Source organism: Pseudomonas sp. B13(2017) (assembly GCF_002113245.1).
Lineage (GTDB): Bacteria > Pseudomonadota > Gammaproteobacteria > Pseudomonadales > Pseudomonadaceae > Aquipseudomonas > Aquipseudomonas putida_Z.
Window position 1 is genome coordinate 102,018 of the sequence record NZ_NEJX01000017.1, and the last position, 13,892, is coordinate 115,909.

At 64.1% G+C, this 13,892-nt stretch carries 11 protein-coding genes; 9 read left to right on the forward strand and 2 right to left on the reverse strand.

What is annotated here, in order from left to right; all coding sequences use genetic code 11:
- Positions 1 to 42: 42 nt before the first annotated feature.
- From CAG44_RS20705 to CAG44_RS20720, 4 genes are all read left to right on the forward strand, one after another.
- Positions 43 to 2,634: a glycosyltransferase gene (locus CAG44_RS20705; RefSeq protein ID WP_075043974.1), complete on the forward strand. Its 2,592-nt coding sequence runs from the start codon at positions 43 to 45 to the stop codon at positions 2,632 to 2,634.
- Positions 2,635 to 2,834: 200 nt separating this feature from the next.
- Positions 2,835 to 3,986, forward strand: coding sequence for a succinyl-diaminopimelate desuccinylase (gene dapE, locus CAG44_RS20710; protein ID WP_085587666.1), 1,152 nt, complete (start codon positions 2,835 to 2,837; stop codon positions 3,984 to 3,986).
- Entirely contained in the window at positions 3,986 to 4,798 is an 813-nt protein-coding gene (locus CAG44_RS20715; protein ID WP_025337963.1) for a putative RNA methyltransferase, read from the forward strand. Before dapE ends, CAG44_RS20715 begins: the two co-directional genes overlap by 1 nt.
- A 17-nt stretch (positions 4,799 to 4,815) precedes the next feature.
- Positions 4,816 to 5,190, forward strand: a complete 375-nt coding sequence (locus CAG44_RS20720; RefSeq protein ID WP_003257701.1) for a hypothetical protein — start codon at positions 4,816 to 4,818, stop codon at positions 5,188 to 5,190.
- Between the two features lie 122 nt (positions 5,191 to 5,312).
- Here CAG44_RS20720 and CAG44_RS20725 read toward each other — a convergent pair whose 3' ends face one another.
- On the reverse strand, positions 5,313 to 5,522 hold the full coding sequence (locus CAG44_RS20725) for a cold-shock protein (RefSeq protein ID WP_003252255.1): 210 nt from the start codon (positions 5,520 to 5,522) through the stop codon (positions 5,313 to 5,315).
- 231 nt (positions 5,523 to 5,753) lie between these two features.
- Between CAG44_RS20725 and plsB the strand changes: the two genes are divergently transcribed.
- The 5 genes from plsB to CAG44_RS20750 all read left to right on the forward strand — a co-directional run bounded on the left by plsB (position 5,754) and on the right by CAG44_RS20750 (position 10,694).
- Positions 5,754 to 8,240 (forward strand): glycerol-3-phosphate 1-O-acyltransferase PlsB, encoded by a 2,487-nt coding sequence (gene plsB, locus CAG44_RS20730; protein WP_085692888.1) that lies wholly within the window; start codon positions 5,754 to 5,756, stop codon positions 8,238 to 8,240.
- An 81-nt stretch (positions 8,241 to 8,321) separates the two neighbouring features.
- The gene (locus tag CAG44_RS20735) at positions 8,322 to 8,696 is read left to right on the forward strand and encodes a YbaY family lipoprotein (RefSeq protein ID WP_085692889.1); all 375 of its coding nucleotides are present in this window, start codon (positions 8,322 to 8,324) and stop codon (positions 8,694 to 8,696) included.
- Positions 8,697 to 8,736: 40 nt separating this feature from the next.
- Entirely contained in the window at positions 8,737 to 9,450 is a 714-nt protein-coding gene (locus CAG44_RS20740) for a hypothetical protein (protein ID WP_085692890.1), read from the forward strand.
- Between the two features lie 122 nt (positions 9,451 to 9,572).
- Positions 9,573 to 9,971, forward strand: a complete 399-nt coding sequence (locus CAG44_RS20745; RefSeq protein WP_085692891.1) for a YbaY family lipoprotein — start codon at positions 9,573 to 9,575, stop codon at positions 9,969 to 9,971.
- Between the two features lie 33 nt (positions 9,972 to 10,004).
- Positions 10,005 to 10,694, forward strand: coding sequence for a DUF4197 domain-containing protein (locus tag CAG44_RS20750; RefSeq protein WP_085692892.1), 690 nt, complete (start codon positions 10,005 to 10,007; stop codon positions 10,692 to 10,694).
- Positions 10,695 to 10,823: 129 nt separating this feature from the next.
- Here CAG44_RS20750 and CAG44_RS20755 read toward each other — a convergent pair whose 3' ends face one another.
- A complete protein-coding gene (locus tag CAG44_RS20755; RefSeq protein WP_085692893.1) occupies positions 10,824 to 13,889 on the reverse strand; it encodes an efflux RND transporter permease subunit in 3,066 nt (1,021 codons plus the stop codon).
- Between the last annotated feature and the right edge of the window lie 3 nt (positions 13,890 to 13,892).

Here is a 13,892-nt window from a genome sequence, read left to right on the forward strand (position 1 = left end):
CCCTGCTTTAATGTCCTATCACTTCGACACATATGGACGACAATGTCTTCACGTAAATTCGGCCTGAACCTGGTCGTGGTCCTGGCCATCGCCGCGTTGTTCACCGGGTTCTGGGCGCTGATCAACCGCCCGGTCTCCGCCCCCGCCTGGCCAGAACAGATCTCTGGATTCTCGTATTCACCGTTCCGTCTGGGCGAAAGCCCGCAGAAGGGCCAGTACCCCAGTGACGACGAGATGCGCCAGGACCTGGAGCAGTTGAGCAAACTGACCGACAGCATCCGGATCTACACCGTGGAGGGCACCCAGGCGGATATCCCGCGCCTGGCCGAGGAATTCGGCCTGCGGGTGACGCTGGGCATCTGGATCAGCCCGGACCTGGAGCGCAACGAACGCGAAATCGCCACGGCCATCCAGCTGGCCAACACCTCGCGCAGCGTGGTGCGGGTTGTGGTCGGCAACGAGGCACTGTTCCGCGAAGAAGTCACCCCGGAAAACCTGATCAAGTACCTGGACCGGGTACGCGCAGCGGTCAAGGTGCCGGTGACCACCAGTGAGCAGTGGCACATCTGGAAGGAAAACCCGCAGCTGGCCAAGCACGTCGACCTGATTGCCGCGCACATCCTACCGTACTGGGAGTTCGTGCCGATGAAGGATTCGGTCGAGTTCGTGCTCGACCGCGCCCGCGAACTGAAGCACCAGTTCCCGCGCAAACCCCTGCTGCTGTCGGAAGTCGGCTGGCCGAGCAACGGCCGCATGCGCGGCGGCGCCGATGCTACCCAGGCCGACCAGGCCATCTACCTGCGTACCCTGGTCAACACCCTCAACCGCCGTGGTTACAATTACTTCGTCATCGAGGCCTACGACCAGCCGTGGAAGGCCAGCGACGAAGGCTCGGTGGGCGCCTACTGGGGCGTGTACAACGCCGAACGCCAGCAAAAATTCAACTTTGACGGCCCGGTGGTGGCGATCCCGCAATGGCGCGCCCTGGCGGTTGCCTCGGTGGTGCTGGCGATGATTGCCCTGATGGTGCTGTTCATCGACGGTTCGGCCCTGCGCCAGCGCGGCCGCACCTTCCTGACCTTCATCACCTTCCTGTGCGGGTCGGTGCTGGTATGGATCGCCTACGACTACAGCCAGCAATACAGCACCTGGTTCAGCCTGACCGTGGGCGTGCTGCTGGCCCTCGGCGCGCTGGGCGTGTTCATCGTGCTGCTGACCGAGGCCCACGAACTGGCCGAGGCGGTATGGATACACAAGCGCCGGCGCGAATTCCTGCCGGTGCAGGCCGACAGCGCCTACCGGCCCAAGGTGTCGGTGCATGTACCGTGCTACAACGAGCCGCCGGAGATGGTCAAACAGACCCTGGATGCCCTGGCCGCGCTGGACTACCCCGACTACGAAGTGCTGGTGATCGACAACAACACCAAGGACCCGGCCGTGTGGGAGCCGCTCAAGGCCCATTGCGAGAAGCTCGGCGAGCGCTTCAGGTTCTTCCACGTCGCGCCCCTGGCCGGTTTCAAGGGCGGCGCGCTGAACTACCTGATCCCGCACACCGCCAAGGATGCCGAAGTGATCGCGGTGATCGACTCGGACTACTGCGTCGACCGCAACTGGCTCAAGCACATGGTGCCGCACTTCGCCGACCCGAAGATTGCCGTGGTGCAGTCGCCGCAGGACTACCGCGACCAGCACGAAAGCGCCTTCAAGAAGCTTTGCTACAGCGAGTACAAGGGTTTCTTCCACATCGGCATGGTCACCCGCAACGACCGTGACGCGATCATCCAGCACGGCACCATGACCATGACCCGGCGCAGCGTGCTGGAAGAGCTGGGCTGGGCCGAGTGGTGCATCTGCGAGGACGCCGAACTGGGCTTGCGGGTATTCGAGAAGGGCCTGTCGGCCGCCTATGCCCACAACAGCTACGGTAAAGGCCTGATGCCCGACACCTTCATCGACTTCAAGAAGCAACGCTTCCGCTGGGCCTATGGCGCCATCCAGATCATCAAGCACCACGCCAGCGCCCTGCTGCGCGGCAAGGGCAGCGAGCTGACCCGCGGCCAGCGCTACCACTTCCTGGCCGGCTGGTTGCCATGGATCGCCGATGGCATGAACATCTTCTTCACCATCGGCGCGCTGCTGTGGTCGGCGGCGATGATCATCGTGCCGCACCGGGTCGACCCGCCGCTGATGATCTTTGCCATTCCGCCGCTGGCACTGTTCTTCTTCAAGGTCGGCAAGATCATCTTCCTCTACCGTCGCGCGGTAGGGGTGAACCTGAAGGATGCCTTTGCTGCGGCGCTGGCCGGGCTGGCGCTGTCGCATACCATTGCCAAGGCGGTGCTGTACGGGTTCTTCACCAGCAGCATGCCGTTCTTCCGCACACCGAAGAACGCCGACAGCCACGGGCTGCTGGTGGCGATTTCCGAGGCGCGAGAAGAGCTGTTCATCATGTTGCTGCTGTGGGGCGCAGCGCTGGGCATCTACCTGGTACAGGGGCTGCCGAGCTCGGACATGCGCTTCTGGGTGGCGATGTTGCTGGTGCAGTCGTTGCCTTATGTGGCGGCACTGGTGATGGCGTTCCTGTCTTCGCTGCCCAAGCCAGGGGAAAAGGCCGTCGAGGCGCAGCAGGCTTAAGAATGCCGGGGGCGCTTTGCGCCCCTATCGCGACACAAGGCCGCTCCCACAGGTATTGCACACGCCTGATGGGCTGTGGTGATCCTGTGGGAGCGGCCTTGTGTCGCGATAGGGCCGCAAAGCGGCCCCAATGGCCCATCGGTTTGATATAAGATAACGCCCCTCAGATTTCCCCGCCTTGCCTTGCCCCGGAGTCCCCCATGACGGCCCCTGCCGAGCTCTCGCCTACCCTTCAACTGGCCTGCGACCTGATCCGTCGCCCCTCGGTCACCCCCGTCGACGCCGACTGCCAGGCGCAGATGATGAACCGCCTGGGCGCCGTGGGCTTCCAGCTCGAGCCGATGCGCTTCGAGGACGTCGACAATTTCTGGGCCACCCACGGCAGCCAGGATGGCCCGGTGCTGTGCTTTGCCGGCCACACCGATGTGGTACCCACCGGCCCGGTGCAGCAATGGCAGCATGAGCCGTTCGAAGCGCTGATCGACGCCGACGGCATGCTCTGCGGCCGTGGCGCCGCCGACATGAAAGGCAGCCTGGCCTCCATGGTGATCGCCAGCGAGCGCTTCGTGCAGGACTACCCGGACCACCGCGGCAAGGTCGCGTTCCTGATCACCAGCGACGAGGAAGGCCCGGCCCACCATGGCACCAAGGCCGTGGTCGAGCGCCTGAAAGCACGCAACGAGCGCCTGGACTGGTGCATCGTCGGCGAACCCTCCAGCACCACCCTGCTGGGTGACGTGGTCAAGAACGGCCGCCGTGGCTCGCTGGGCGCCAAGCTGACCGTGCGCGGCAAGCAGGGCCATGTGGCCTACCCGCACCTCGCGCGCAATCCGATCCACCTGGCCGCACCGGCCTTGGCTGAACTGGCGGCCGAGCACTGGGACGAAGGCAATGCGTTCTTCCCGCCGACCAGCTTCCAGATCTCCAATCTCAACTCCGGCACCGGCGCCACCAACGTGGTCCCGGGCGAGCTGACCGCACTGTTCAACTTCCGCTTCTCCACCGAGTCCACCGTCGAAGGCCTGCAGGCGCGGGTGTCGGCGATCCTCGACAAGCATGAACTGGACTGGTCGATCGACTGGGCGCTGTCGGGTCTGCCGTTCCTCACCGAACCGGGCGAACTGCTGGACGCCGTCTCGGCCAGCATCAAGGGCGTCACCGGCCGCGACACCCAGCCGTCCACCAGCGGTGGTACCTCTGATGGCCGCTTCATCGCCACCATGGGCACCCAGGTGGTCGAGCTCGGCCCGGTCAACGCCACCATCCACCAGGTGGATGAGCGGATCCTGGCCAGCGACCTCGACCTGCTGACCGAAATCTATTACCAGACCCTGGTCCGGTTGCTCGCCTGATGCTCGCCTGCCCTCTTTGCCAGGCACCGCTGAGCCGGCTCGACAACGGTGTGGTGTGCCCGGCCGGCCACCGCTTCGACCGCGCCCGCCAGGGTTACCTGAACCTGCTGCCGGTGCAGCACAAGAACAGCCGCGACCCGGGTGACAACCAGGCCATGGTCGAAGCCCGCCGCGATTTCCTCGACGCCGGCCACTACGCGCCGGTGGCGCGCCGCCTGGCCGAGCTGGCCGCCGAGCGCCAGCCCGGTGCCTGGCTGGACATCGGCTGTGGCGAGGGTTACTACACCGCGCAGATCGCCCAGGCCCTGCCGGCTGCCGACGGCTACGCCCTGGACATCTCCCGTGAGGCGGTCAAGCGTGCCTGTCGCCGCGCGCCCGAGGTTACCTGGATGGTCGCCAGCATGGCCCGCGTGCCGCTGGCCGACGCCAGCTGCCAGTTCATCGCCAGCGTGTTCAGCCCGCTGGACTGGGCCGAGGCCAAACGCCTGCTCAGCCCCGGCGGCGGCCTGATGCGGGTCGGCCCCACCAGCGGCCACCTGATGGAGCTGCGCGAAGTGCTCTACGATGAAGTACGCCCTTACGCCGACGACAAACACCTGGCCCTGGTCCCCGAAGGCATGGCCCATGCCCACAGCGAAACCCTGGAGTTCCGCCTGAGCCTGGCCGCGCCCAAGGCCCGCGCCGACCTGCTGGCCATGACCCCGCACGGCTGGCGTGCCAGTGCCGAAAAGCGTGCCCGGGTGATCGACCAGCCCGAGCCGTTCGAGGTCACGGTTTCCATGCGTTATGACTATTTCGTGCGCCAAGACTGAGCACACCCGGAGCCCTTATGCGCCAACCTGATATCGAGATCTACCTGAAGGACGCCGACGTCGACCACAAGCAGATTGCCGAGTGGCTCGCCCAGGCAATCGGCCCATGCAGCGAATGGAAGCAGAAAGGCCATACCTTCAAATGCCAGGCCGGTAACATTCCGGTCACCTGGTTACCCAAGGCTGTAGGGAAATGGAACAGCCTGTACCTGGAAAGCGACCAGACGCCGTGGGCCGATGACGTTGCCTGCGCCCGCGCCGCATTCGCCGCACTGGGCGTGGAAGTGCGCTGCGCGCCAGGTGGCTGGGTGGAGGAAGATGGGGAAGAAGATGCCGACCGCTGGGTCCGCATCAGCGCCGACGGTGAAGAGGAAATCACCTGGCGTACCTGAATGCACTGCATTCTTTGTGGGAGCCCGGCTTGCCGGCGATGCAGGCAACACGGTGCCTGGCACCGGCTTCGCCGGTGATCGCCGGCAAGCCAGCTCCCACAACAAGCCTTACAGCATGAGGCTCAGAGGCCTACTACGTCCTCGGCTTGCAGGCCTTTCTGGCCCTGCACGCAGGCGTATTCCACCCGCTGTCCTTCGACCAGGGTACGATGCCCCTCACCACGGATCGCCCGATAGTGGACGAATACATCCGCACCACCTTCGCGCTGAATGAAGCCATAACCCTTGGCATCGTTGAACCACTTTACATTCCCAGTCTCACGAGACGACATCTGAACTACTCCGGATTTTTATTGTGAAGATCGCCTTGCAGACACAGAGTCCCTCCCTGTGTCGACGCCGCTTGCGCAAATATCTTGCAAGTGGCAGGCCGAGTATATGACACAGAACAAAAAAATTTGATGACCGTCGCGCCGTTCGGCGATTTTTGCTGAACTTGCGCGGATACGGCAGACTAATTGGCTGGATACCCACCTGAAAATCACACCCAGGGCACACACCCCATGACCCGTTCCCCCCTGCGCCGCCTGATCTTCGGCGCCCTGCGTCGCCTGTTGTACCTGTGGGTGCGCTCCGAGACCATCAACCAGTCCTCCCTCACCCTCAAGCTCGACCGCAGCCGCCCGGTGTTCTATGCCCTGCCCTCGCCCGCGCTCACCGACCTGGCCGTGCTCGACCATGAATGCACCAAGGCAGGCCTGCCGCGCCCGGTGCTGCCGGTGGCGGTTGGCCCGCTGCAGGAACCGGCGGCGTTCTTCTACCTGACCCCAGACCCGGACTGGCTCGGCCGCCATGACAAGCGCGGCGCCCCGCCTACCCTGGAGCGCCTGGTCGCCGCCGTCAGCCAGCATGCCGAAGAGGATGCGCAGATCATTCCGGTCAGTGTGTTCTGGGGCCAGACCCCGGCGAGCGAATCCAGCCCGTGGAAGTTGCTGTTCGCCGACAGCTGGGCGGTTACCGGGCGCCTGCGCCGGCTGCTGACCGTGCTGATCCTCGGGCGCAAGACCCGGGTGCAGTTCTCCGCGCCCATCCACCTGCGTGAACTGGTACAGCACAACAAGGGCCACGAGCGCACCGTGCGCATGGCCCAGCGCCTGATGCGCGTGCACTTTCGCAACCTCAAGACCGCCGTCATCGGCCCGGACATCTCGCACCGGCGCAACCTGGTCAAGGGCCTGATCCACGCACCCCAGGTGCGCCAGGCCATCGTCGATGAGGCGCAGCGCGAAAACCTGCCGCTGGCCAAGGCCGAAGCCCAGGCTCTGCGCTATGGCAACGAGATCGCCTCGGACTACACCTACACCGCCATCCGCTTCCTCGAAGTGGTGCTGAGCTGGTTCTGGAACAAGATCTACGACGGCATCAAGGTCAACCATATCGAGCAGGTACAAGGCATCGCCCCCGGCCACGAAGTGATCTATGTGCCGTGCCACCGCAGCCATATCGACTACCTGCTGCTGTCGTACCTGCTGTTCCGCAACGGCCTGACACCGCCGCACGTGGCCGCGGGCATCAACCTCAACATGCCGCTGGTGGGTAACCTGCTGCGCCGTGGCGGTGCCTTCTTCATGCGCCGCACGTTCAAGGGCAACCCGCTGTACACCGCGGTGTTCAACGAGTACCTGCACACCCTGTACACCAAGGGCTTCCCGGTCGAGTACTTCGTCGAAGGCGGCCGCTCGCGCACCGGTCGCATGCTGCAGCCACGCACCGGGATGCTGGCCATTACCCTGCGCAGCTTCCTGCGCTCGTCGCGCACGCCGATCGTGTTCGTGCCGGTGTACATCGGCTACGAGCGCGTGCTCGAAGGCCGCACCTACCTGGGCGAGCTGCGCGGTGCCAGCAAGAAGAAAGAGTCGATCTTCGATATCTTCAAGGTGTTCGGCGCGCTCAAGCAGCGCTTTGGCCAGGTATACGTGAACTTCGGCGAGCCGATCCGCCTGGCCGGCTTCCTCGACCAGCAACAGCCCGGCTGGCGTGAACAGGACCACGGCCCGCAGTACCGCCCGGCCTGGCTCAACGCCACCACCACCCGCCTGGGTGAAACCGTGGCCCGCCATCTCAACGAGGCGGCCGCGATCAACCCGGTCAACCTGGTGGCCCTGGCGCTGCTGTCCACCAGCCGCCTGGCCCTGGACGAGCGCGCCCTGACCCGCGTGCTCGACCTGTACCTGGCCTTGCTGCGCCAGGTGCCCTACTCGCCGCACACCACCCTGCCCGACGGCGAAGGCCAGGCGCTGATCGAGCACGTGCGCGGGATGAACCTGGTGGCCGAGCAGAAGGACGCCATGGGCCGCATCCTGTATCTGGATGAAGGCAACGCGGTACTCATGACCTATTACCGCAACAACGTGCTGCACATCTTCGCCCTGCCGGCGCTGCTGGCCAGCTTCTTCCTCAGCAGTTCGCGCATGAGCCGCGAACTGCTGGGCCAGTATGTGCACGCGCTGTACCCCTACCTGCAGGCCGAACTGTTCCTGCGCTGGACGCCGGAGCAACTGGATGCGGTGATCGACCAGTGGCTGACCGCACTGGTCGAGCAAGGGCTGCTGCGCCAGGACAACGACACCTACATTCGCCCGGCACCCAGCTCGCGGCAGTTCGTGTTGCTGACCCTGCTCGCCCGCACCATCACCCAGACCCTGCAGCGTTTCTACATGGCCACCTCGCTGCTGCTGAACAGGGGGCAGAACAGCCTCAGCGCCGAAGAACTGGAAGACCTGTGCGTGATGATGGCCCAGCGCCTGTCGATCCTGCACGGCCTGAACGCCCCGGAGTTCTTCGACAAGACCCTGTTCCGCCACTTCATCCAGACCCTGCTCGAGCAAGGCGTGCTGCATGCAGATGCCCAGGGCAAGCTGGGTTATCACGACAAGCTCGGCGAGCTGGCCGAGGGCGTGGCCAAGCGCGTGCTGTCGGCGGAACTGCGCCTGTCGATCCGCCAGGTGGCATTACACCGAGATGAGCCTGCGGAGGTTATGCAAAGGTAGTTTTTCAGGCTGCTCTCGGCCCTTGGGAGGGATCAGGATCACGGCGCTACTTCAAGCCCATCCCTCTCAAGGAGCACCAACATGACTCAAATGAAGACGCTGGACGTTGAAATAGTTTCCTCAGGCGATAACACGCTCGCACCGTCCGGCCTGGTTGAATTGAAGCTGATCGATATCTCGAAGGCAGATGCGCGCTCCATCAGCCTTGCCGAGTTGCGTCTGCGCTGTGGCGGCCTGATGCCGATCAATCTGCCGCTGACTTTTGATACCAGCCTTATCGACCCACGCCGCAGCTATGCCCTCGCCGCGCGCATCGAGATAAACGGCCAGCTGCGCTACATCAACACCAGCCGTCACTCGATAGAACCAGCCACGGTATCGGGTACACAACGGGTAACTGTCGATCTGGTTGCCACCGAAAACGGTCCCCTGCTCAGCGACGACCTCGCTGGTTGACTGGCCACCTGTACCCAAGACTGAACCGAGGAAAATCAACATGCTCCCCGCCAACTTCATCGAGATTTGCGGGACCGTGGTGGTCCCGTCGTGCATCCATACAGCTGAAGGCGCACCACACGTTGGCGTACGCGTACAGCTGGGCACGGATGAGAACAAGATCATCCTGGCCACCTGGGGATGCCAGACACTTGGCGCCACAATGCCATTCAGCTTGCTGCTGGACCGCAATAGCCTGCCGGAAGGTGCCAAACCAACGCTGGTGGCCAGTTATGGCGTTGGCGTCAATGAAGAGCCAAACGGCTTGAACCTGTCGATGCCACTTGCAATCAACCAGTCTGAGCCAAACCCTCCCATGGTCCTGAGGATACCCGCCCAGCCTGGCGAGCAAGGTCAGCCGCCCCTGTCGCCCGCGATCATCGAGATGAAGAACATCATTGAGATTCCCGAAGAGTTGCTAAAGCGGCAGGCGCTCATGACACTCGGCCTGTATCGGACCCAGGAAGACGGTTACAGCAACAGAAACTCCAGCTACATTGCCGGTGCCACCCTGTGGCCGACGCAGGCCCCCCTGACGCTTACCACATACCTGGATGGCAACACAGTCAATGACGACGAACCCTTGCTTCTGCGCGTGGCCTACTACGACCCACAGACCATGACCCCATATGCCGGGCGAACGCTGCGCGGCCTGACCCTTCCAAGCGTTACCGAACTGGAGACAATCAGCCTGCGACCGCCGCGCCGTAGCTGAATATTGCGCTTCGCCTTGCTCTCCCCACTCTTTGTCGCATCTTCATCAAGGACCCACCAGAAGAAATCCGCTAAAGTCCCTGGGGTTGGCCACAAGCCAACGCCAAGGACTTCGGAGATACCATGAAAAAGCTCTTTATGCTGTGTTGCGCATCCTTGCTCGCAGCCTGTTCCAGCCACACCCCGTCCAACCAGGCCAGCCTGGATGGCGAAGTCTTCTACCTGCAGCGCAGCGCCCTGCCACCTGCCGCCACCCTCAGCGTGGAACTGCAGGACGTTTCGCTGATGGACGCCCCGGCGGTGACCCTGGCCCGTCAGGCCGGCCCGGTCAAAGGCAACGTACCGCTGCCGTTCCACCTCACCTACGACCCGGCCCAGGTCAAGCCCGGCCACCGCTATGCGGTAAGCGCGCGCATCGAGCTGGACGGCAAGCTGCTGTTCATCAACACCGAACACCACGGCGTCATGCTCGACGGCAGTGCCCCACAGCCCGTGCGGATCAAGGTCGATCCAGTCCGCTGATACCCGTATTCATCTGTCTACAAGGAAAGCTTCATGATCCGCACCTCCCTGCGTTTCACCACCCTGTGCGCCGGCCTGCTGCTGTCGGCCAGTGCCCTGGCCCTGTCGCTGGGCGACCTGACCCAGAAAGACGCCACCGGCGGCCTGAAGGATGCCCTGACCCAAGGCGCACAACTGGCCGTCAAGCAGCTGAGCACCCCGGGCGGCTTCAGCAACAACCCGGACGTGCGTATCGAACTGCCAGGCGACCTGGGCAAGGCCGCCAAGGCGATGAAGATGTTCGGCAAGGGTGAACAGGTCGAAGCCCTGGAAACCAGCATGAACAAGGCCGCCGAGGCTGCCGTGCCGCAGGCCCAGGCGATTCTGGTAGATGCCGTGAAGAACATGAGCGTGACCGATGCCAAGGGCATCCTCAGCGGCGGTGACGACTCGGCCACCCAGTACCTGAACAAGAGCAGCCGCGAGCAGATCCGCGCCAAGTTCCTGCCGATCGTCAAGCAGGCTACCGACAAGGTTGGCCTGGCTCAGCAGTACAACAACTTTGCCGGGCAGGCCGTGGCGTTGGGTGTGGTCGATGCCAAGAGCGCCAGCATCGAGAACTACGTGACTGAAAAGGCACTGGATGGCCTGTTCGAGATGATTGCCAAGCAGGAGCAGAGCATTCGCCAGAACCCGGCTGAAGCGGCTACCAGCCTGGCCAAGAAGGTCTTCGGCGCCCTCTGAGGGCCCCCTGGGGGCTGCTTTGCAGCCCATCGCGACACAAGGCCGCTCCTACATAGATCGGCGAATGCAGGACCTTTGTGGGAGCGGCCTTGTGTCGCGATAGGAGGGCAAAGCCCTCCCCTGCGGCCTTCAGCTCTTCTTCACCCTGAACCAAGCCGCATACAACGCCGGCAAGAACAGCAGGGTCAGCACCGTGGCCACGATCAACCCGCCCATGATCGCCACCGCCATCGGCCCGTAGAACACACTGCGCGACAACGGAATCATCGCCAGCACCGCTGCCAGTGCAGTCAGCACGATCGGGCGGAAGCGCCGCACCGTGGCTTCGATGATCGCCTGCCAGCGCTCCAGTCCCGCCGCGATGTCCTGCTCGATCTGGTCCACCAGGATCACCGAGTTGCGCATGATCATCCCCGCCAGGGCAATGGTGCCGAGCATGGCGACAAAACCGAACGGCTGGCGGAACACCAGCAGGAACAAGGTCACGCCAATCAGCCCCAGCGGCGCAGTGAGGAACACCATCACCGTGCGCGAGAAGCTGCGCAGCTGGATCATCAGCAAGCTCAGCACCACCACCACGAACAGCGGCATGCCGGCATTCACCGACTTCTGCCCGCGCTCTGAGTCCTCCACCGTGCCGCCCACTTCCAGCAAATAGCCATCCGGCAGCTTGGCGCGGATGTCATGCAGGGTCGGCTCGATCTGCTTCACCAGCGTCGCCGGCTGCTCCTTGTCGTAGATATCGGCGCGCACGGTCACCGTCGGCAAGCGGTTACGGTGCCAGATGATGCCTTCCTCGAAGCCGTACTCCAGGGTCGCAACCTGCGACAGCGCCACGCTCTGGCCATTGTCGGTCGGCAATGCCAGGCTGCCGAGGTTGCCCAGCTCGTTGCGTTCCTGCCGGGTGCCGCGCAGCAGGATCTCGATCAGCTCGTTGTCCTCGCGGTACTGGCTGACCGTGGTGCCGGTCAGCGAGCTTTGCAGGAAGCTCGACAGGTGCGCGGTGCTCACGCCCAGGGCGCGGGCGCGGTCCTGGTCGATCTCGAGGAACACCGCCTTGCTCGGCTCCTCCCAGTCCAGGTGAACGTTAACCACATGCGGGTTCTGGCGCACCTTGTCGGCCACTTCGCGGGCCAGCGCACGGGCCTTCTCGATGTGCTCGCCAGTCACCCGGAACTGCACCGGGTAACCCACGGGCGGGCCGTTTTCCAGGCGGGTGACCCGGGCACGCAGGTCGGGGAACTGCTGGTCCACGGTGCTGATCAGCCAGCTGCGCAGGCGCTCGCGGTCTTCCATCGACTTGGCCAGTACCACGAACTGGGCGAAGCTGGCCGCAGGCAGCTGCTGGTCCAGCGGCAGGTAGAAACGCGGCGAACCGGTGCCCACATAGGCCACGTAGTTGTCGATACCCTCCTGCTGCTTGAGCAACGCCTCCAGTTGCTTGACCCGCTCGGCGGTGTTGGCCAGCGAGGCACCCTCGGCCAGTTTCAGGTCGACCATCAACTCCGGGCGCCCGGAGGCCGGGAAGAACTGCTGGGGCACGAAGCGGAACAGCAGGATACTGCCGACAAAGGCGGCAATGGTCAGCAAGATCACCGTCTTGCGCCGCCGCACGCACCACTCCACCACACGCCGTACACGCTGGTAGAACGGTGTGGCGTAAGGGTCTGGCGCGTGGCCGTCCTTGCCATGGCGCGCGGCATGCAGCTTGGCCAGGTCCGGCAGCAGGCGCTCGCCCAGGTAAGGCACGAATACCACGGCGGCCACCCAGGAGGTCAGCAAGGCGATGGTCACCACCTGGAAGATCGAACGGGTGTATTCGCCCGTACTGGAGGCTGCCGTGGCAATGGGCAGGAAGCCCGCCGCCGTGATCAGGGTGCCGGTGAGCATCGGGAAGGCGGTGCTGCTCCAGGCGTAGCTGGCCGCCTTGAGGCGGTCGTAGCCCTGCTCCATCTTGATCGCCATCATCTCCACGGCAATGATCGCGTCATCGACCAACAAGCCCAGGGCCAGCACCAGCGCGCCAAGGGAGATCTTGTGCAGGCCGATGCCAAAGTAGTGCATGGCGGCGAAGGTCATGGCCAGCACCAACGGGATGGCCAGTGCCACCACCAGCCCCGTGCGCAGGCCCAGCGAGAAGAAGCTCACCAGCAGCACGATGACCAGCGCCTCGACCAGCACCTGGACAAACTCGCCCACGCCAGCCTTGACCGCCGCTGGCTGGTCCGAGACCTTGCGCAGCTCCATGCCGGCCGGCAGGCTGCGCGCCAGGCGCTCGAACTCGCTTTCCAATGCCTTGCCCAGCACCAGAATGTCGCCGCCGTCCTTCATCGAAACCGCCAGGCCAATGGCATCCTCGCCCATGAAGCGCATGCGCGGTGCGGGCGGGTCGTTGAAGCCGCGGTGCACCTCGGCCACATCGCCGATACGGAAGGTGCGGTCCCCCACGCGGATGGGGAACTGGCGAATCTGCTCGACGCTGTCGAAGCGCCCGCTCACCCGCAGTTGCAGGCGCTCGCTGGGCGTTTCGAAGAAGCCGGCGGTGCTGACCGCATTCTGCTCCTGCAGGGCCTGCTGCACGGCCTCCAGCGGCACGCCGAGGGTGGCCAGCTTGAGGTTGGACAGCTCGATCCAGATTTTCTCGTCCTGCAGGCCGATCAGCTCGACCTTGCCGACGTCCTTGACCCGCTGCAACTGGATCTGGATACGGTCGGCATAGTCCTTGAGCACCGCGTAATCGAAGCCCTCACCCGTCAGCGCATAGATATTGCCGAAGGTGGTGCCGAACTCGTCATTGAAGAACGGGCCCTGGATTTCCGGCGGCAAGGTGTGGCGGATGTCCGCGACCTTCTTGCGGATCTGGTACCACAGCTCGGGGATGTCCTTGGAATGCAGCGAGTCGCGGGCCATGAAGGTGACCTGCGATTCGCCCGGGCGGGAGAACGACACGATCCGCTCGTACTCGCCGGTTTCCATCAGCTTCTTCTCGATGCGCTCGGTGACCTGGCGCGACACTTCCTCGGCAGTGGCACCGGGCCACAGGGTACGGATGACCATGGCCTTGAAAGTGAACGGCGGGTCCTCGCTCTGGCCGAGCTTGGTGTAGGACATGGCGCCAATGGCCGCCAGCAGGATCATCAGGAACAGGACGATCTGGCGGTTGCGCAGCGCCCAGGCAGAAAGGTTGAAACCCATCGG